The sequence below is a fragment of the uncultured Streptomyces sp. genome (assembly GCF_947488945.1).
Lineage (GTDB): Bacteria > Actinomycetota > Actinomycetes > Streptomycetales > Streptomycetaceae > Streptomyces.
Genome location: NZ_CANLBS010000009.1, coordinates 167,146 through 186,787 on the forward strand (window position 1 = coordinate 167,146; position 19,642 = coordinate 186,787).

At 74.3% G+C, this 19,642-nt stretch carries 16 protein-coding genes; 6 read left to right on the forward strand and 10 right to left on the reverse strand.

The window, feature by feature from the left end:
- Positions 1-42: 42 nt before the first annotated feature.
- Positions 43-654 (forward strand): TetR/AcrR family transcriptional regulator, encoded by a 612-nt coding sequence (locus Q0994_RS16810; protein ID WP_299535271.1) that lies wholly within the window; start codon positions 43-45, stop codon positions 652-654.
- 11 nt (positions 655-665) lie between these two features.
- Here Q0994_RS16810 and pdxH read toward each other — a convergent pair whose 3' ends face one another.
- Positions 666-1,313 (reverse strand): pyridoxamine 5'-phosphate oxidase, encoded by a 648-nt coding sequence (gene pdxH, locus Q0994_RS16815; RefSeq protein WP_299535738.1) that lies wholly within the window; start codon positions 1,311-1,313, stop codon positions 666-668.
- Between the two features lie 432 nt (positions 1,314-1,745).
- Between pdxH and Q0994_RS16820 the strand changes: the two genes are divergently transcribed.
- On the forward strand, positions 1,746-2,846 hold the full coding sequence (locus tag Q0994_RS16820; protein WP_299535273.1) for a citrate synthase 2: 1,101 nt from the start codon (positions 1,746-1,748) through the stop codon (positions 2,844-2,846).
- Between the two features lie 290 nt (positions 2,847-3,136).
- Entirely contained in the window at positions 3,137-5,581 is a 2,445-nt protein-coding gene (locus Q0994_RS16825; protein ID WP_299535276.1) for a PA14 domain-containing protein, read from the forward strand.
- Positions 5,582-5,642: 61 nt separating this feature from the next.
- On the opposite strand, the gene Q0994_RS16830 is transcribed toward Q0994_RS16825, so the two are convergent.
- The 8 genes from Q0994_RS16830 to Q0994_RS16865 form a co-directional block, all read right to left on the reverse strand.
- Positions 5,643-6,245 (reverse strand): TetR/AcrR family transcriptional regulator, encoded by a 603-nt coding sequence (locus Q0994_RS16830; protein WP_299535279.1) that lies wholly within the window; start codon positions 6,243-6,245, stop codon positions 5,643-5,645.
- On the reverse strand, positions 6,233-6,997 hold the full coding sequence (locus Q0994_RS16835) for an enoyl-CoA hydratase family protein (RefSeq protein ID WP_299535281.1): 765 nt from the start codon (positions 6,995-6,997) through the stop codon (positions 6,233-6,235). Before Q0994_RS16835 ends, Q0994_RS16830 begins: the two co-directional genes overlap by 13 nt.
- Positions 6,994-8,640 carry a 4-coumarate--CoA ligase family protein gene (locus Q0994_RS16840; RefSeq protein ID WP_299535284.1) on the reverse strand — a complete coding sequence of 549 codons (1,647 nt, stop codon included), beginning with the start codon at positions 8,638-8,640 and terminating at the stop codon, positions 6,994-6,996. Before Q0994_RS16840 ends, Q0994_RS16835 begins: the two co-directional genes overlap by 4 nt.
- A gap of 194 nt (positions 8,641-8,834) precedes the next feature.
- Complete coding sequence (locus tag Q0994_RS16845) at positions 8,835-9,995, reverse strand: acyl-CoA dehydrogenase family protein (protein WP_299535287.1); 1,161 nt, start codon at positions 9,993-9,995, stop codon at positions 8,835-8,837.
- A gap of 112 nt (positions 9,996-10,107) precedes the next feature.
- Positions 10,108-12,114, reverse strand: coding sequence for a biotin carboxylase N-terminal domain-containing protein (locus Q0994_RS16850; RefSeq protein ID WP_299535289.1), 2,007 nt, complete (start codon positions 12,112-12,114; stop codon positions 10,108-10,110).
- 8 nt (positions 12,115-12,122) lie between these two features.
- On the reverse strand, positions 12,123-13,721 hold the full coding sequence (locus Q0994_RS16855; RefSeq protein WP_299535291.1) for an acyl-CoA carboxylase subunit beta: 1,599 nt from the start codon (positions 13,719-13,721) through the stop codon (positions 12,123-12,125).
- The gene (locus Q0994_RS16860; RefSeq protein ID WP_299535740.1) at positions 13,718-15,448 is read right to left on the reverse strand and encodes an acyclic terpene utilization AtuA family protein; all 1,731 of its coding nucleotides are present in this window, start codon (positions 15,446-15,448) and stop codon (positions 13,718-13,720) included. Before Q0994_RS16860 ends, Q0994_RS16855 begins: the two co-directional genes overlap by 4 nt.
- 107 nt (positions 15,449-15,555) lie before the next feature.
- On the reverse strand, positions 15,556-16,353 hold the full coding sequence (locus Q0994_RS16865; protein WP_299535294.1) for a TIGR03084 family metal-binding protein: 798 nt from the start codon (positions 16,351-16,353) through the stop codon (positions 15,556-15,558).
- Between the two features lie 162 nt (positions 16,354-16,515).
- On the opposite strand from Q0994_RS16865, the gene Q0994_RS16870 reads away from it, so the two are divergent.
- Both Q0994_RS16870 and Q0994_RS16875 read left to right on the forward strand, forming a co-directional pair.
- Entirely contained in the window at positions 16,516-16,866 is a 351-nt protein-coding gene (locus Q0994_RS16870; RefSeq protein WP_299535296.1) for a metalloregulator ArsR/SmtB family transcription factor, read from the forward strand.
- 3 nt (positions 16,867-16,869) lie between these two features.
- The gene (locus tag Q0994_RS16875; RefSeq protein WP_299535298.1) at positions 16,870-17,376 is read left to right on the forward strand and encodes an SRPBCC family protein; all 507 of its coding nucleotides are present in this window, start codon (positions 16,870-16,872) and stop codon (positions 17,374-17,376) included.
- A 49-nt stretch (positions 17,377-17,425) separates the two neighbouring features.
- On the opposite strand, the gene Q0994_RS16880 is transcribed toward Q0994_RS16875, so the two are convergent.
- Entirely contained in the window at positions 17,426-18,427 is a 1,002-nt protein-coding gene (locus Q0994_RS16880) for a DMT family transporter (RefSeq protein ID WP_299535301.1), read from the reverse strand.
- A 218-nt stretch (positions 18,428-18,645) separates the two neighbouring features.
- Between Q0994_RS16880 and Q0994_RS16885 the strand changes: the two genes are divergently transcribed.
- Positions 18,646-19,584 (forward strand): LysR family transcriptional regulator, encoded by a 939-nt coding sequence (locus tag Q0994_RS16885; RefSeq protein ID WP_299535304.1) that lies wholly within the window; start codon positions 18,646-18,648, stop codon positions 19,582-19,584.
- Positions 19,585-19,642: the final 58 nt, after the last annotated feature.

The window sequence follows — 19,642 nt, forward strand, 5'->3', positions numbered from 1 at the left end:
GTCTAGATATTCCGCGCGCCAGTTCCCGTACCCGGAGGGCCCATGAACGACCACCCCGCCGCCTCCCGCCCCCGGCGCGGCCCGCACCGCGACCCGGAAGCCCATGAGGCCGTCCTGGCGGCCACCCGGGCACTGGTGGCCGAACTCGGCTACAAGGGCGTGACGATGGACCGGATCGCGTCGCGGGCAGGGGTTGCCAGGATGACGGTGTACCGGTGGTGGCCGAACAAGGCGGCGGTGATCACCGAGGCGGTCGCGGACCGGCTCGCTCCGCAGCCGGCCCCCGACACCGGCGACCTGCGCGAGGACGCGCTGCTGTGGCTGGGGAATCTGGTGCGGACGCTGACCCTGCTCGGCGACCCCAGCGTGGTGACCGGCGCCCTGACGGAGCGCGGCGAGGCCGGCCGGGCCGAGCTGCGGGACCTGCTGCGGGCCCACGCCGAACCGGCCACCGCGCTGCTGCGCCGGGGCGTCGCCCGCGGGCGGGTGCCGGGCGACCTGCCGGTGCAGGCGGTCGTGGACGGCTGGATCGGTTACGTGGTCTACCGGACGGTGTTCCTCGGCCAGGAGATCACCGAGGCCGATCTCCTGGACCTGCTGCGGCTGCTGCCACCGTCACCGTCGGACGGGGCGGCCGGCGGCACGGCGGACTGAAGGCTCACGGCTCACGGGCAGAGACGCTCCACCCGCCAGCCGGCGTCGTCAGCGGTGCCGGCGGCGCCGTCCCGGACGTACCGCAGTCGGTCGTGCAGCCGGTTCTCGTGGCCCTGCCAGAACTCGACGGTCTCCGGGACGACCCGGAAACCTCCCCAGTGCGGGGGCGCGGGGACCTTCTCGCCCTCCGGGTAGCGGGTCGCCAACTCCTCGTAGCGGGCGTTCAGTTCCTCGCGGGAGGCGATGACGGCGGACTGATCGCTGGCCCAGGCGCCGAGTTGGGATCCGTGCGGCCGGGTGCGGAAGTACGCGACCGTCTCGTCCCGGCCGACCCGCTCGGCGGCGCCGGTGACGATGACCTGCCGGGCCAGCGGGTGCCAGGGAAAGAGCAGCGAGACGTACGGGTTGGCGGCCAGCTCCTGGCCCTTGCGCGACCCGTAGTTGGTGAAGAAGACGAAGCCGCGCCCGTCGTACTGCTTGAGGAGCACGGTGCGGGAGGACGGGCGGCCCTCCGGGGTGGCGGTGGAGACCACCATGGCGTTCGGCTCGTGCAGCATCCCCCCGGCGGCGACCTGCCGGAACCAGCGGGCGAACTGCTCCATCGGATCGGCCGCGAGGTCGCGCTCGTCGAACGCCTCGGAACGGTACTGCTCGCGCATCGCCGCCGGGTCGGTCGCACGGTCGGCGGCGGGGCCGGGGGCGGGCCGGGGACCGGCGGCGGGGCGCGCGGCGGACGGCGGTGTCGGGTCTGCTGTGGGCACGGGCCCATCCTGCCGCAGCGGGTCCGCTTCCGGGAGACCGGCCGGGGCGCGAGCCGGGCCGGAGGCGCCCGCAGGGGTGTGCGGGCGGGGGTACGGGCCGGCGGTGCGGGCGACCGACCGGCCGGAGAAACGACCGGCCGGAGGGGGCGGCGGCGCCCGAGGTGGAGGCCTTGTGCCGGACGTCACGCTTCCCCGCCCGGTGCGGCACCCGCCAATATCGTGGGCGTGGCCCCGAAGGTCCCGCGCCGCCCGGTCCCCGTACCGCCGGCGCACGGGCCGCACCGGGGTCCGTACCGCCACCGCCCGCCGCCGAACAGAGGGAGCCGCCTGATGTCCGACTTCGTACCCGGACTCGAGGGAGTCGTCGCGTTCGAAACGGAGATCGCCGAACCGGACAAGGAAGGCGGTTCGCTCCGCTACCGGGGGGTCGACATCGAGGACCTCGTCGGTCATGTCTCCTTCGGCAACGTGTGGGGACTGCTGGTCGACGGGGCGTTCAACCCCGGTCTGCCGGCCGCCGAGCCGTTCCCGATCCCCGTCCACTCCGGCGACATCCGGGTCGACGTGCAGTCCGCTCTGGCCATGCTCGCCCCCGTCTGGGGCCTGAAACCGCTGCTGGACATCGACGAGGCGACCGCCCGCGACGACCTCGCGCGGGCCGCCGTGATGGCGCTGTCCTACGTGGCCCAGTCGGCGCGCGGCCAAGGGCTCGCGATGGTGCCGCAGAGCGAGATCGACAAGGCCGACTCGGTGGTCGAGCGGTTCATGATCCGCTGGCGCGGCGAGCCGGACCCGAAGCACGTCAAGGCCGTCGACGCCTACTGGACGTCGGCCGCCGAGCACGGCATGAACGCCTCCACCTTCACCGCCCGGGTCATCGCCTCCACCGGGGCCGACGTGGCGGCCGCGCTCTCCGGGGCGGTGGGCGCGATGTCCGGCCCGCTGCACGGCGGCGCCCCGTCCCGCGTCCTCGGCATGATCGAGGAGATCGAGCGGACCGGCGACGCGACCGCGTACGTGCGCAAGGCGCTCGACAAGGGCGAGCGGCTGATGGGCTTCGGCCACCGGGTCTACCGCGCCGAGGACCCCCGCGCCCGGGTGCTGCGGCGCACGGCCCGCGAGCTGGCGGCACCGCGGTTCGAGGTCGCGGAGGCACTGGAGAAGGCGGCGCTGGAGGAGCTGCACGCCCGCCGCCCGGACCGGGTGCTGGCCACCAACGTGGAGTTCTGGGCGGCGATCGTGCTGGACTTCGCGGAGGTCCCGGCGCACATGTTCACCTCGATGTTCACCTGCGCCCGCACCGCCGGCTGGTCCGCGCACATCCTGGAGCAGAAGCGCACCGGCCGCCTGGTCCGCCCCTCGGCGACCTACATCGGGCCCGGCACCCGCGACCCGCAGTCCATCGAGGGCTACGCCGACATCGCCGGCTGACGGCGGGGCGGAGGGCCGGAGCACCCTCACCGGGGGCACCCGCACGGGTATCCCCGGAGAGGGGTGAACGGGCTGGCCCGGCCCCCGATCCGGCGGCCCGAGCCGCCACCCGGGACCCCGACGGGTGCGCCGGTTCACCTGTCCGACAGGGGGAGTACACCCCGCCGCCACCAGGGGTGACCGGCGCTGAAAAAGATCGCCGCGGCCGTACAACCACAACGCCGTCTCGCTGATCGAACCCCGCGAACGACCGTCCCGAGACGGTCACTTGGGCACCTCAAGGGGAATCAGTGAGCAGTGTCGGACAATCCCGTCCGATCGCCGCCGTCGCGGTGGTCGTCACCCTGGCGGGCGGGCTGGTCGCGGTCGGCGCGCCGTCGGCGTCGGCGGCCGCCTGCGCGGCCAACACCTACACCCGGCAGTTCTTCGCGAACACCGCTCTCACGGGCGCGGCGAAGCGCACCGACTGCGACGGTGCGATCAGCGAGAACTGGGGAGCCGGCACGCCCGGCGTGACCGGGATCGGCAAGGACGGCTTCGGCGTCCGCTGGCAGACCACCCGCGACTTCGGCTCCGGAGGCCCCTTCACCTTCACCGCCTCCGGACAGGACGGCATCCGCGTCCACCTCGACGGCGTACGCAAGATCGACCTCTGGAAGAACGGCACCACCACCGTCTCCAAGACCGTCAACCTGACCATCCCCAAGGGCACCCACACCCTGCGCGTCGACTACGTCAACTGGACCGGCTCCGCCGCCGTCACGTTCGCCTACACCCCCCGCACCGGCGAGGGCGTGGACAAGGTCGCCCCGCTCACCCCGGGCGGCGCGACGATCGCCCGGGACGCGGGGACGAAGCGGAACGTCCTGCGCTGGTCGGCGAACAAGGAGCTGGACCTCGCGGGGTACCGCGTCTACCGCCGTACCCCCGGGGAGTCTTCCTTCGGCTCCCCGGTCGCCACGGTCACCGGCACCACGTTCACCGATTCCACGGCCGGGTCGGCCACCCACCTGTACGAGGTGCGCGCCGTCGACAGGTCCGGCAACGCGTCCGGCGGGTCGGCGGACGTGTCGGTCACGGGCAACCCCGTCTTCCTGCGCCAGTACTTCGCCAACAGCACACTCACCGGTACGCCCAAGCGCACCGACACCGACGGCACGATCCACGAGAACTGGGGAGCCGGCACGCCCGGCGTGACCGGGATCGGCAAGGACGGCTTCGGCGTCCGCTGGCAGACCACCCGCGACTTCGGCTCCGGAGGCCCCTTCACCTTCACCGCCTCCGGACAGGACGGCATCCGCGTCCACCTCGACGGCGTACGCAAGATCGACCTCTGGAAGAACGGCACCACCACCGTCTCCAAGACCGTCAACCTGACCATCCCCAAGGGCACCCACGTCCTACGCGTCGACTACGTCAACTGGACCGGCTCCGCCGCCGTCACGTTCGCCTACACCCCCCGCACCGGCGAGGGCGTGGACACGATCGCTCCGCTCACGCCCACCGGCGTGAAGGCGGTGTACGACCCGGCGCACGACTCGGCCGCCCTCTCCTGGGCCCCCAACAAGGAGATGGACCTGGCGTACTACCAGGTCTACCGGCGGACGGCCGTCGGCGACTGGGCGCCCGTGGCCTTCGTGCAGAAGACATCCTGGACCGCGACCGGACTCCGCCGCGACGGCAGACCCGTGGAGTTCTACGTGGCCGTGAGCGACCGGGCCGGCAACCTCTCCGGGTCGAGCCCCGTGGTCACGGTCACCCCGGTCGACACCGTCGTACCGCCCGCCCCGGTGATCGCGGTGAGCCACCTCGCCAATTCCCCCCGTTCCCTGAAGATCAACCTGGACGCCCCCACCGAGGCGGAGCTGCGCGCGGGCGGCACCGTCCAGGTCTACCGGTCCACCGGCGACACCCTCGGCGACGACCCCGAACGCCTCACCTCCCTCTCCTCGGTGGGCTACGTGTACGTGGACGAACTGCCCGCGTTCGACGGGACCGCCTACACCTACGCGGTATCGGTGACCGACGCCGCGGGCAACGTGTCACCGCTGTCGGCGGCGAGGACGGTGACGCCCGACAGCGTGCCGCCGGCCCCGCTCACCGGCCTGACGGCCACCCCGCGCGGGGACGGTGTCGTGCTGAGCTGGGACGCGCCGGCCGAGAGCCGTCTGACCCACGCCGCCGCACGCGTCGTGCGCAGGGCGGACGGCACCGTCACCTACGACAGCGACGGGTGCCACGACGCGCGGGCCCTGGGCATCGCCGGCGACCTGCCGAACACGATGCTGTGCGCCGGTCCGGCGGACGGCGAGACGGTGACGTTCGTCGTGGTGCCGGTCGACCCGTGGGGCAACGCCACGCCCTTCGCCGACCTGCCCACGGTGACCACCACCGAACTCGACGGCCGGCCGGCCGACGCCCGCGACGAGGACACCGGGCCGATCAGCATCCTGAACCGCGCCGTCCTGGCCTCCCGGACCGGCACGGTGCAGTGGATCTGCGCCGACGAGGCGGCCTGCGCCGCGATCACCACGTTCCGCGTGGAGCGCTGGAACGCCGCCACGGGCGCCTACGACCTGCTGGGCGCCGTCCCCTCCATCCCGCTCCGGACGTACCACGCGGTCGTCCGGAACACGCTCGGCGTGACGGCGTACTTCCGGATCACGGGCGTGGCGGCGGACGGCACGACGGCGGCCGTCGCCCACTTCGCCTCGGCCAGGGGCGCCTACCTCTAGGTCCGCCGGCTCCGGGTGTGCCGGGCACAGGGCCGCCGGCCACCGGTCCGCGCGGGGGTCGTCACCCCAGTGCGTCGTCCAGCAGGGCGGCCCACTGGGCGACCACGCGGGCGCGGCGGGCGGCGTCGTCGGTCAGGAGGTTGGCGAGGCCGAGGCCGCGGGCCATGTCGAGGAGGCCCTGTACCGTCTCGCGGACGCCGGGCCGGGTCTCGTCGGCGCGCAGCAGCCCGACCGCGATGCGATGGGTCTCGCGGCCGACCCGGGCCTCCAGTTCGGTGACGCGGGGCCGCAGCTGGGGCTCGTTCGAGGCGGCGACCCAGAGCTGGAGCGCGGCCCGGAACAGCGGGCCGGTGTAGAGGTCCACCAGGGCGGCGACCACCTCCGCGCGGCCCTGGACCGGCAGCGCGCGCAGGGCGGCGGAGCGTTCCTCGGCGACGTACTCGACGGCGCCGGTGAACAGGTCCTCGCGGGTGGGGAAGTGGTGCTGGGCCGCGCCCCGCGAGACGCCGGCGCGTTCGGCGACGACGGAGACGGTGGAGCCCGCCCATCCGTGTTCGGCGAGGCAGGCGACCGCCGCTTCGAGCAGCCGTTGGCGGGTGGCGCGGCTGCGGTCCTGCTTGGGGGCCTTCGCGGCCGGGGGTCCGGAAGGTGTCACAGCACCCATGTGGGGTCCCGTCGTTCCAGGAAGGCGTTCATCCCCTCCCCGGCCTCCTCGGACGCGAAGAGCGAGGCCGACAGGGCGATGAGGTCTTCGGTGTGCTGGTCGAAACTCTCCAGCACCGTAGCCGTGACCAGCCGCTTGGACATCATCAGTCCCTGCGGGGAGGAGCGCCGCAGCCCGTCCAGGACGGGTTCGAGCGCCTTGTCCACCTCGGCGGCCCCGTCGGAGCCGTCCGCGCCGCCTTCGGCGGCCAGGGTGATCAGGGAGATCCGGGCGGCCTCCCGCGCGTCGAAGCGTTCGCCGGTCAGGTAGTAGCGGGCGGCGGCCGTCCGGTCGACCTTCGGCAGCAGCGTGAGCGAGATGACGGCGGGGGCCAGCCCGAGGCGCGCCTCGGTAAGCGCGAAGCTCGCCCCGGCGCCGGCCACCGCGATGTCGCACGCCGCGAGCAGGCCGAGGCCCCCGGCCCGGACGTGGCCGGTGACCCGGGCGACCACCGGCTTGGGCAGGGCGGTGATCTGTCGCATCAGTCCGACGAACGCGGCCGGTTCGGGCGGGGAGGTGAGGTCGGCCCCCGCGCAGAACGTGCCACCGGTGTGGGTCAGCACCACCGCGCGCACCGAGTCGTCGGCCGCGCAGTCGTCGAGCGCCCCGGCGAGCGCCCGCACCAGCGGCCCGGAGAGGGCGTTGCGGCGGGCGGGGGCGTCGAGGGTGAGGGTGGTGACGCCCCGGTCGTGGACGGGTGCGGCGAGCGTCATACGGCGGACTCCTCGGTGTCGGGCGGGAGTTCGGCCCCCGCTTCCGGGGCGGTGCGGGACTGTTCGCGGTCGCGGTCGCGGAGTTCGCGGCGGAGGATCTTGCCGGAGGTGGCCCGGGGCACGGCGTCGACGAACTCGACCCGCCGCACCTTCTTGTACGGGGCGACCCGCTCGGCGACGTACGCCAGCACCTCACCCTCGGTCAGGGCGGCGCCGGCCGTCGGGGCGCCCCGGACGACGAACGCCTTCGGGATCTCGTTGCCGTCGTCGTCCTGGACCCCGATGACGGCGGCGTCGGCGACGGACCCGTGGGTCAGCAGCAGCGCCTCCAGTTCGGCGGGGGCGACCTGGTAGCCCTTGTACTTGATCAGTTCCTTGACCCGGTCGACGACGAAGAGCCAGCCGTCGTCGTCCACCCGCCCGACGTCCCCGGTGTGCACCCATCCCTCGGCGTCGATCATCGCGGCGGTGGCCTCGGGGCGGCCGAGGTAGCCCTTCATGACCTGCGGCCCCCGGATGAGGATCTCCCCGGCCGCTCCGGGGGCGGTGTCGTCCCCGGAGCCGTCCAGCTCCACGATCCGCATCTCCGTGCCGGGCAGGAGCTTGCCGACCGCGCCGTCCGGCGGGTTCTCGGCGTCCAGCGGCACGACGTGGGTACCGGGCGACAGTTCGGTCATCCCGTACGCCTGGCGGACCGGGGGCAGGCCGAGGCGGGCGGAGCAGGCGCGGGCGAGCCCGGCGTCGAGCGGGGCGGCGGCGCAGACGAGGTAGCGGAGCGAGGTGAGGTCGTAGCCCTCCACCGCCGGGTGCTTGGCGAGCGCCAGCACGATCGGCGGGGCCACGTAGAGGCCGGTGATGCGGTGGGTCTGGATGGCGCCGAGGAACTCGTGGAGGTCGAAGCGGGGCAGTACGACGACGGTGGCGCCGTGCCGGAGCGGGCCGTTCATCAGGGCGGTGAGCCCGTAGATGTGGAAGAACGGCAGGACGGCCAGGACGCGTTCGCCCGGTCCGAGGGGGACCAGTGGGCGGAGCTGGTCGAGGTTGGTGGCGATGGAGCGGTGGGTGAGCATGACGCCCTTGGGGGCGCCGGTGGTGCCGGAGGAGTACGGCAGCGCGGCCACGTCCTCGCCGGGGTCGATGTCGACGCGCGGCTCGGCGGCGGTCGATCCGAGCATGTCGAGCACCGAGAGGTGCCCTTCGGCCTGGTCGCAGACGAAGATCCGCTCGACCGATCCGGCCAGCGCGGCCGCCTCGCGGGCGGTGTCCAGCAGCAGCGAGATGGTCACGATCCAGCGGGCCGATGAGTCGGTCAGCTGCTTGGCGAACTCCTGGGCGGTGGCCAGCGGATGGACGGTGGTGACGGAGGCGCCCGCGCGGGTGGCGCCGTAGAAGACGGCCGGGTAGGCGATGGTGTTGGGGCTGTGCAGCGCGAGCACGTCGCCCTTGACGACCCCGGCCTCCGCGAGGGCGGCGGCGATCCGGCGGTGGAAGGTGTCGAGCTGGGCGTAGCTGACGGTCGTGCCGTTGGTGCCGTCGATCAGCGCGGCGGTGTCGCCGTACCGCTCGGTGGCGTGGCCGAGCACCGCCTCGTGGATGGGTGTGTCGAGGATCGGAACGTCTTCGTACTCGCTGCGGAACACCATGGCGGTCCCCTGTCGACGCGGTGGATGGGCGCGGGCGCGGATGCGGGTGACGAACGGCGTGGGGCCGTGCGGCGGGCGGGGCGGCGTACGGCGGGCGGGCCGGCGTGGGGCGTACGGGCCGGGTGCGGGCCGGGTGCGGGCCGCGTACGGGCCGGGTGGCGGGCCGCGTACGGGCCGGGTGGCGGGCGCGCGGGTCAGTAGGACTTCGGGAGGCCCAGCGACTGGTGGGAGACGTAGTTGAGGATCATCTCCCGGCTCACCGGGGCGATCCGGGCCACCCGGGCGGCCGTGATGAGCGAGGCGAGACCGTACTCGCGGGTGAGGCCGTTGCCGCCGAGGGTGTGCACGGCCTGGTCGACCGCCTTCACACAGGCCTCGCCGGCCGCGTACTTCGCCATGTTCGCCGCCTCGCCGGCCCCGATGTCGTCGCCCGCGTCGTACAGCGCGGCCGCCTTCTGCATCATCAGCCGGGCCAGCTCGAGTTCGATGTGGGCGACGGCGAGCGGGTGCGCGATGGCCTGGTGCGCGCCGATGGGCGCCTTCCACACCTGCCGGGTGCCCGCGTAGTCGACGGCCTTCGCCAGCGCGTAACGGCCCATCCCGATGCCGAACGCGGCGGTCATGATCCGCTCGGGGTTGAGTCCGGCGAAGAGCTGGAGCAGCCCGGCGTCCTCGTCGCCCACCAGGGCGTCGGCGGGCAGTCTGACGTCGTCCAGCACCAGCTCGAACTGCTTCTCGGGGGCGTGCAGTTCCATCTCGATCGGGGACCTGCCGAAGCCGGGGGCATCGCGCGGGACGATGAAGAGGCAGGGCTTCAGCTTGCCGGAGCGGGCGTCCTCGGTGCGGCCGACGATGAGCGTGGCGTCGGCGACGTCCACCCCGGAGACGAAGACCTTGCGGCCGGTGAGCAGCCAGTCGTCGCCGTCCCGCCGGGCGGTGGTGGTGATCCGGTGGGAGTTGGAGCCGGCGTCGGGCTCGGTGATGCCGAACGCCATGGTGAGCGCGCCCCCGGCGAGGCCGGGGAGCCATTGGCGCTTCTGCTCCTCGGTGCCGAACCGGGCGATGACCGTGCCGCAGATCGCCGGTGACACCACCATCATCAGCAGCGGGGCACCGGCCGCACCCAACTCCTCCAGCACGATGGAGAGTTCGGCCATGCCGCCGCCCCCGCCGCCGTACTCCTCCGGCAGGTTGACGCCGAGGTAGCCGAGCTTCCCGGCCTCGGCCCAGAGTTCGTCGGTGTGCCGCCCCTCCGCGATGACGGTGTCGACGTAGGCGCGGCCGTAGCGCTTGCCGAGCGCGCCGACGGCCTTGCGGAGCGCCTGGAGTTCTTCGGTTTCGAGGACGGTGCTCATGGCTTCGGTTCCTCCTGTGCGACACGGATGACACGGATGACTCGGCTGTGACACGGCTGGTGGGACGGGTGGGAACTGGTGCGGGCGGGAGATTCGGGCGCGGCGGCGGGGGTCACTCCCCCGCGTCCCGGTCGGCGTCCCGGTCGGCGCCCGGGGTATCCGCGCCCGGGGCGTCCGCGCCTCCGGAGTCGGCTCCCTGGACGACGGCCAGCAGGGCGCCGACCTCGACCTGTAGGCCCGGGGCGGCATGGAGCGCGGCGAGGACGCCGGCGGCGGGTGCCACGATCCGGTGCTCCATCTTCATCGCCTCCAGCCAGATCAGCGGCTGACCCGCCTCGACGGCCGAGCCCGCCGCCAGCCCCTCCGCGACCCGGACGACGGTGCCCGGCATCGGAGCGAGCAGTGAGCCCGGTTCGGTGCGGGCGGCCGGGTCCGTGAAGCGGGGCAGGGCGGTGAAGGCGTACGAGCCGTCGGTCGCGTCCACGTAGACCTGGTCGCCGTGGACCGCGACGGCGAACTTCCGTACCACACCGTCGACTTCCAGGCGGGCGAGGCCCGGCGCGAGGGAGAGGACGCGCACGCCGGGCCGGTCGTGCGGCTCCGGGCCGGTGCGGGTGGCGTGGTAGGCGGACAGGATCTCGTCGCCGTCGGGTTCCGCGCGCAGGAGGACGGTCTGCGGCTGCGAGGGGAGGTTGCGCCAGGCGCCGAAGCGGCGCGGCGGCGCGGCGTCGGCCGGTCCCGCCGCCCCCACCAGCACGGCGGCCAGCGCGGCGAGCCGCCGGTCGGCCGGATCGGGCCCGGCGGTCAGCGCGGTCAGGTGGCGGTCGTAGAAGCCGGTGTCCGGGCGGCCCGCGACGAAGTCCGGGTGGCGCAGCGAGCGTACGAGCAACTCCCGGTTGGTCGGCGGCCCGTGGACCGTCGAGCGCTCCAGCGTGCGGGCCAGCAGGCGGACCGCCTCGGCGCGGGTGGCGGCGTGCGCGACGACCTTGGCGAGCATCGGGTCGTAGTGCACGCCGACCGTGTCCCCGTCGGCGAATCCGGTGTCCAGCCGCACCCCCGGCCCGTCCGGCACCCGCAGGGTGTGGACGCGGCCGGTCTGCGGCCGCCAGTCGCGCGCCGGGTCCTCGGCGTAGAGCCGGGCCTCCACGGCGTGGCCGTGCGGGGCGGGCGGACCGGCGTCGGGCAGCGGCTCGCCCTCGGCGACTTGCAGTTGCAGCGCCACCAAGTCGAGCCCGAACACCGCCTCGGTGACGGGGTGTTCGACCTGGAGCCGGGTGTTCATCTCCAGGAAGTACGGGCGGCCGTCGGCGGACAGCAGGAACTCCACGGTCCCCGCGCCCCGGTAGCCGACCGCGCGGGCGGCGGCGACGGCGGCCGTGTGCAGGCGCTCGCGCAGGGCGTCGTCGAGTCCCGGCGCGGGGGCCTCCTCCACGACCTTCTGGTGCCGGCGCTGGAGCGAGCAGTCGCGGGTGCCGAGCGCCCACACCGTCCCCCGGGCGTCGGCCATGATCTGCACCTCCACGTGCCGTCCCCGCTCCACGTACGGCTCGGCGAACACCTCGCCGTCGCCGAACGCGGACGCCGCCTCGGCGGTGGCCGCCCGCAGCTCGGCGGGCAGTTCGGCGAGGTCGCGGACGATCCGCATCCCGCGCCCGCCGCCGCCGGCCGCCGCCTTGAGCAGCAGCGGCAGGTCCCCCTCCCCGGCGGCGGCCGGGTCCACCGGGGCGAGCAGCGGCACCCCGGCGGCGGCCATCAGCTCCTTGGCGCGCGTCTTGGACGCCATCAGCTCGATGGCCTTCACCGGCGGTCCGACCCACACCAGTCCGGCGTCCTCGACGGCGGCGGCGAAGGCGGCGTTCTCGGAGAGGAAGCCGTAGCCGGGGTGGACGGCGTCGGCTCCGGCGGCACGGGCGGCGGCCACCAGCAGGTCGCCCCGGAGGTAGGTGTCGGCGGGCGAGGACCCCGGCAGGCGTACGGCGAGGTCGGCCTCGCGGACGTGCAGGGCGCCGGCGTCCGCGTCGGAGTACACGGCCACGGCGGTGATGCCGAGCGCTCGGCAGGTGCGGAAGATCCGGCAGGCGATCTCGCCCCGGTTGGCGACGAGCAGGGAGCTGATCATGGTCGTCCTCACATCCGGAAGATGCCGAAGCCGCCGCGGGCGCCCTCGACCGGTGCGGTGTGGATCGCGGACAGGCACATCCCGAGGACGGTCCTGGTGTCGCGGGGGTCGATGACCCCGTCGTCGTAGAGCCGGCCGGAGAGGAAGGCGGGCAGCGACTCGGCCTCGATCTGCTGCTCGACCAGCGCGCGGAGCCCGGCGTCCGCCTCGTCGTCGTACGGCCGGCCCTTCGCGGCGGCGGAGGCGCGGGCGACGAGGGAGAGCACCCCGGCGAGCTGCTGCGGTCCCATGACCGCCGACTTGCTGCTGGGCCAGGCGAAGAGGAACCGCGGGTCGTAGGCCCTGCCGCACATGCCGTAGTGGCCGGCCCCGTAGGAGGCGCCCATCAGCACGGACAGGTGCGGGACCTTCGAGTTGGAGACCGCGTTGATCATCATCGCGCCGTGCTTGATGATGCCGCCCTGCTCGTACTCCTTGCCGACCATGTAGCCGGTGGTGTTGTGCAGGAAGAGCAGCGGGATGTCACGCTGGTTGGCCAGTTGGATGAACTGGGCGGCCTTCTGCGACTCCTCGCTGAACAGCACGCCCTGCGCGTTGGCGAGGATGCCGACGGGATAGCCGTGCAGCCGGGCCCAGCCGGTGACCAGGCTCGTCCCGTACAGCGGCTTGAACGCGTCGAAGTCCGAGCCGTCCACCAGCCGGGCGATGACCTCGCGCGGGTCGAACGGCACCTTCAGGTCGCCGGGGACGATGCCCAGCAACTCCTCCTCGTCGTACTTCGGGGGTTCGGCCGGCCCCGGACCGGGGTGCGCCTTGCGCCAGTTGAGCCGGGCGACGATCCGGCGGGCCCGGCGCAGCGCGTCGGGCTCGTCGGCGGCGAAGTGGTCGGCCAGCCCGGAGATGCGGGCGTGCATCCCGGCCCCGCCGAGCGACTCGTCGTCACTCTCCTCGCCGGTCGCCATCTTCACCAGCGGCGGCCCGCCGAGGAACACCTTCGACCGCTCCTTGATCATGACGGTGTGGTCGGACATCCCGGGCACGTAGGCGCCGCCGGCGGTGGAGTTGCCGAAGACGACGGCGATCGTCGGGATGCCCGCGGCGGACAGCCGGGTCAGGTCGCGGAAGAGCGCCCCGCCGGGGATGAAGATCTCCTTCTGCGAGGGCAGGTCCGCACCGCCGGACTCCACCAGGCTGATGACGGGCAGCCGGTTGGCGAACGCGATCTCGTTGGCCCGCAGCGCCTTCTTCAGCGTCCAGGGGTTCGACGCGCCGCCCCGCACGGTCGGATCGTTGGCGGTGATCAGGCACTCCACCCCCTCGACCACCCCGATGCCGGTGACCAGCGACGCGCCCACCGTGTAGTCGCTGCCCCATCCGGCGAGCGGGGACAGCTCCAGGAACGGGGTGTCCGGGTCGACCAGCAGCTCGATCCGTTCCCGGGCGGGCAGTTTGCCGCGCCCCCGGTGGCGCGCGACGTACTTCTCGCCGCCGCCGGCCAGCGCCTTGGCGTGCTCGGCGGCCAGCGCCTCCAGCCGGCCGAGCATGACGTCCCGGTGCTCGGCGTACTCGGATCCTGCGGTGTCGAGCCCGGTGGACAGGACGGTCATGCGGAGACCTCCGGTGCGGGGGTGGGTTCCAGCAGCGATACGGGTACGGGGAGCCGGCGCGCACGCAGCCACTCCCCGACCGCCTTGGCCTGCGGGTCGAACCGGGCCTGTGCGGCGACCCCTTCGCCGAGCAGACCGGTCACGGTGAAGTTCAGGGCCCGCAGGCCCGGCAGCACGTGGCGGACCACCTCCAGCTCCGCGGTCTCCGGCAGCAGCGCCCGGAACCGGTCGACGGTCAACGTGTGCGCCAGCCAGCGCCACGCCTCGTCGGAGCGGACCCAGACGCCGACGTTGGCGTCGCCGCCCTTGTCGCCGCTGCGCGCCCCGGCGACCAGGCCGAGCGGCACGGTGCGCACCGGTCCCTCGGGCGGCGGGGGCGGCAGCGGCGGCTGTGCCACGGCGTCCAGGTCGCGGGTCACGGCGGGGGCGGGCAGCACGGTCCGGGTCCCGTCGGGGGCGACCGCCACGTGCTCGACCTCCTTGGCGGGCACGTACACCGACTCGAAGACCCCGTAGGGGGAACCCTTGCCGGGCGGCGCGGTGACGTGGAAGCCCGGATAGCTGCCGAGGGCCAGTTCGATCGCCGCCCCCGACACCGACCGGCCGACCGCGTCGGGGTCCGGGTCGCGGACGACCAGCCGCAGCAGGGCGCTCGCGGTCTCCTCGGTCTCCGCGTCGGGCCGGTCGGTCCTGGACAGCTCCCAGGTCACCTCGGCGGGCGGCCGGTCGGCACGCTCCAGGGCGTCCGCGAACTGCGTCCGCACCAGTGCCGCCTTGGCCTCGACGTCGAGACCGGTGAGGACGAAGACCACCTCGTTGCGCCAGCCGCCGAGCCGGTTGAGGCCGACCTTGAGGGTGGACGGCGGGGCCTCACCGCGCACGCCGGAGATCCTGACCCGGTCCGGCCCGTCCCGGTGGAGCCGTACGGTGTCGAGCCGGGCGGTCACGTCGGGGCCCGGGTACCTCGCTCCCCCGGTCTCGTAGAGCAGTTGGGCGGTGACGGTCCCGATGTCCACCACCCCGCCGGTGCCGGGGTGCTTGGTGATGACGCTCGAGCCGTCGGAGTGGATCTCGGCGAGCGGGAAGCCGGGGCGGCGCACGTCGTGGTCGCGGAAGAAGGAGTAGTTGCCGCCGGTGGCCTGGGTGCCGCACTCCAGCACGTGCCCGGCGACGACGGCTCCGGCGAGGGCGTCCAGGTCGTCCGGCCCCCAGCCGAAGTGGGCGGCGGCCGGACCGGTGACCAGGGCCGCGTCGGTGACCCGGCCGGTCACCACGACGTCCGCGCCGGCCCGCAGGCAGGCGGCGATGCCGGCGCCGCCGAGATAGGCGTTGGCGGTGAGGAACCCCTCCGGCACCGGCAGTCCGTCGCCCTCCACGTGGGCCACCCGCACCGGGACGCCGGTCTTCGCCGCGAGCGCCCGCACGGCGTCGGCGAGCCCGGCCGGGTTGAGCCCGCCCGCGTTGGCGACGATCTTCACGCCCCGGTCGTGGGCGAGGCCGAGCCCTTCTTCGAGCTGGCGCAGGAAGGTGGTGGCGTAGCCGCGCGAGGGGTCCTTCAAGCGGCTGCGGCCGAGGATCAGCATGGTGAGTTCGGCGAGGTAGTCGCCGGTGAGCACGTCGAGCGGGCCGCCGGTCAGCATCTCGCGCAGGGCGTCGAAGCGGTCCCCGTAGAAGCCGGAGGCGTTCCCGATGCGCAGCGGCCCGACGGTGGGGCGGGCCGCCCGCACATGCGGGCCGGCGGACGGCTCGGGCGCGGTCACCGGGCCGGCGGTGACCGGGGCGGCGAGGGCCGGGGCGGCGGTGCCCGCGGGCCGCTCCCCGGCGGCGGGGGCGGTCACGCGGCGCTCCCGCCCGGCGCGCGACCGGGACCCGGCGGACCGGCGAACGCCTGGGCGATGTCCAGCCACCGGTCGGCGTCCGCCCCCTCGGCGGTCAGCGCGAGATCGTCGCGGTGTGCCCGGCGGGTGACCAGCAGGCAGAAGTCCAGCAGCGGGCCGGTGACCCGCTGGGCCGCGTCCTCGGGGCCGTACCCGAGCAGGTCTCCGCCGCCGGTCCGCAGCTCCACCCGGAAGGGCTCCCCCGGCGCGGGCAGGCCGTGCACGAGGTAGGCGTAGTCGCGGGCCCGGTAGCCGATCCGGGCGACGTGCCGCAGCCGGCCGGTGGGCTCGCGGACCGCCCCGAGGGCGTCGGCGACGTCCTGGCCGTGGGCCCAGGTCTCCATCAGCCGGGCGCTCGCCATCGACGGAACGCTCATCGGCGGGCCGTACCAGGGGAGGCGGGTGCCGGGCGGCGCGGACCGCAGCGCCTCGCCGAGCCGGTGGCGGCCGTCCCGCCAGCGGGCCAGCAGGGCGGCAGGGCGAGCGCCGTCGAGGATCGCGGCGGCGGCCGTGTCCACGAACGTGTCGGGGGCGGCGAGCGCCCGGCCCACCTCGGCGGCGAAGGCGTCCGGGTCGGTGGCGGCGGCGAGCGCGACCTCGTCGGTCCAGGTGAGATGGGCGATCTGGTGCCCGACCGTCCAGCCGGGGGCAGGGGTGGCCGCCGCCCACCGGTCGTCGGTCAGTCCGGCGACCAGCGCGTCGAGTTCCTCGCCCTCGTCACGCAGGTCGTCGATCACGGCATCGGCATCGGACACGGGCGCTCCCCTCGGGGCATGGCGTGGTGCCCAGGAGCATGGCAGTGGGTCCAGAAACAAGCAAGCGTGCTTGCATGATTTTTTTCCGGCGGAAGACGCGGGCGGCGGGCGCACCGGACCGTTGGAAGTTGACACATTCCGATATGGGAATATGATTGCCGCATGGCACGAGCAGCGACGACGTCGGACGTGTTCAACGCGATCGCCGAACCGCAGCGCCGGGACATCCTGGCCCTGCTGCGGGCGGGCGAGCGGTCGGTGACCGAGCTGGCCCAGGAGCTGGGCATGACCCAGCCGGGGGCGTCCAAGCACCTGCGGGTGCTGCGGGAGGTCGGGCTGGTGCGCGACCGCAAGGCGGGCAAGCAGCGCCTCTACGGCCTCGACGCCGGCGGACTGCGCTCCGTCCACGAGTGGACCGGCGGTTTCGAGCAGTTCTGGAACGAGAGCTTCGACCGGCTGGACGCCTATGTGCAGGACCTGAAGCGGACGAAGCGGACGAAGGAAGAGGAGTAGTCGATGAACACGGCACACCGGGCAGCACAGGAAGGGTCGGCGGCGTCCGACCGCACCGTCGTCATCTCCCGTACCGTCGACGCCCCGCGGGAGCTGGTGTTCGAGGCGTTCACCGACGTCCGGCACCTGTCGCGGTGGTGGGGGCCGGAGGGGTTCGCCACCACCACGCGGGCGTTCGAGTTCCGGGTCGGCGGGGTGTGGGACTTCGTGCTGCACGGACCGGACGGGACGGACTACCAGGAGTGGATCACCTGGACCGGCCTCACCCGGCCGGAACGCATCGCGATGCTGCACGGGGAGAAGCGCGACGACCCGAACGCCTTCGAGTCGGTCCTGACGTTCGAGTCCGACGGGACGTCGACCCGGGTCGAGATGCTGACGGTGTTCCCCACCAGGGAGCAGCGCGACGAGGCGGTCGAGAAGTACCACGCGATCGAGGCCGGCGGGCAGACCCTGGACAACCTGGCCGCCTACGTCACCGAGAACCTCCGGAAGGGGGCCGACGGCTGAGCCCGCCCTCCGGGCCGGCGCTCCGGGGGCGCGGGCCCATCCCGGCCGCTCACTCGGCCGGGGTGCGCGCCTTGCGGACCTCGCGCCGGCGGGCCCGCCCGCCGGGCCGCGCCGGGCGGGTACCGCGCACCGCGCCGACGCTGGCGCCGATCACCAGCGCGATGGCCAGGGCGTCGGTCGTGGAGAGGGCCTGGTCGAGGATGAAGAAGCCCGCCATGGCGGCGATGGCCGGTTCCAGGCTCATCATCACGGCGAAGGTCGAGGCGGGCAGGCGGCGGAGCGCCATGAGTTCGAGGGTGTACGGCAGCACCGAACTGAGCAGCGCGACGGCCGCGCCGAGGCCGAGCGTGGTGGGCACGAGCAGCTTGGAACCGGACTCCAGGACGCCGAGCGGCAGGGAGAGCGCAGCGGCCACCACCATCGCCAGCGCCAGCCCGTCGGCCTGCGGGAAGCGGCGGCCGGTGCGGGCGCTGAAGACGATGTAGAGCGCCCACATCACCCCGGCCCCGAGCGCGAAGGCCGCGCCCGCCGGGTCGAGCCGGTCGAACCCCCCGCCGCCGAGCAGCGCCACCCCCGCGAGGGCCAGCACCGCCCAGAGCAGGCTGGCCAGGCGCCGGGAGGCGATGACCGAGAGGGCGAGCGGCCCCAGCACCTCCAGCGTGACGGCGATGCCGAGCGGGATGCGGTGCAGGGCCTCGTAGAAGAGGTTGTTCATGCCGCCCATCGCCACGCCGAAGGCGACCACCGTGCCCCAGTCGGCGCGCGAGTGGCCGCGCAGCCGGGGCCGGCAGACGGCCATCAGCACGAGCGCGGCCACCGCGAGCCGCAGGGTCACCACCCCGAGCGGGCCCGCCTTCGGCATCAGCAGCGCGGCGACCGCCGAGCCGAACTGGACCGAGAGCACGCCGCCGACCACGAGCGCGATCGGCACCAGCGCGGCACCGCGGCGGCCGGAGGCGCCGCGGGTCTCGACGGCCTCTTCCAGCACGCCGGCCGCTTCGGGCGCGGCGACGGCCGCCACGGGTTCTGCGGCGCTGCGCGGGTGATTCACGGGAGGGCCTTCCGGAGGGCGGCACGACGGGCGGGACGGGACGGGCGGGCGAGTGGCGGGGGCCGTCCAGGACTCCCGGACGGCTCACCGTGCCGGTACATCACACTGCACTCTACAGTCATGTACACCGCACCGACCACGGAATGCGCACCTCCCACCGTAGAGACCCGCGCGCGTCCCGTGAAATGCCTTCTGCGCTCCCGTTATGCTCCACACGCATGAACCTCGGACCGTCTTCCGGACGCCACATGGAGCTCCGGCACCTGCGTGCCTTCCTCGCCGTGGCGGAGGAGGGCAGCGTCACCCGCGCCGCCGCCGCGCTGCACCTGACCCAGCCCGCGGTGTCCCGGACCCTCGCGGCCCTCGAGGCCCACCTCGGCGTGCGGCTGGTGGATCGTTCCACCCACCATCTGGCGCTCACCTCCGAGGGGACCGCCTTCCGCGACAAGGCGGCGGCCGCCGTCGCCGCGTTCGACGAGGCCCTGGACGCGGGGCGACTGCACCACTGGCCGCTGCGGCTCGGGCACGCCTGGTCGGCGCTCGGCCCGTACACCACCCCGCTGCTGCGTTCCTGGCAGCGACGGCATCCGGGCACGCCGCTGGAACTGCTGCGCATCGACGACCGCACCGCCGGGCTGACCCGGGGCGAGGTGGACGCGGCGCTGCTGCGCGGGCCGGTGGACGCCCCCGGTCTCGTGACCGAGGTGCTGTTCACCGAGGCGCGGATGGCCGCCGTGACGGCGGACGGCCCGCTCGCCGGCCGGTCCCGGCTCTCCCTCGCCGACCTGGCGGGCGCTCCGGTGGTCCTCAACACGGTCTCCGGCACCACCACCCCCGGACTGTGGCCGGCCGACGCCCGGCCCGCGGCCACCGTCACCGTCGCCAACACCGACGACTGGCTGACCGCCATCGCCGCAGGGCGGGGCAGCGGAGTGTCGGCGGCCTCCACCGCGCAGATGCACCCGCACGCCGGGGTCGTCTACCTCCCGCTCACCGACGCGCCGCCGGTCCCGGTCCTCCTCGCGCACCGCGACGGACCGGGCCACCCCGCCCTGGCGAACCTGGTCGCCCTGGCCCACGAGGTCGTACGCCGGGGAGAGCCGGGCGGGATGCGGAGCGACCCGGCCGGTGAGGGCCCGACGGGGACGCCGGAGTGACCCGGCGCGCGAGGGCCTGACCGGGACACCGGACCGACCCGGCTGGGAGGGCGGGCGG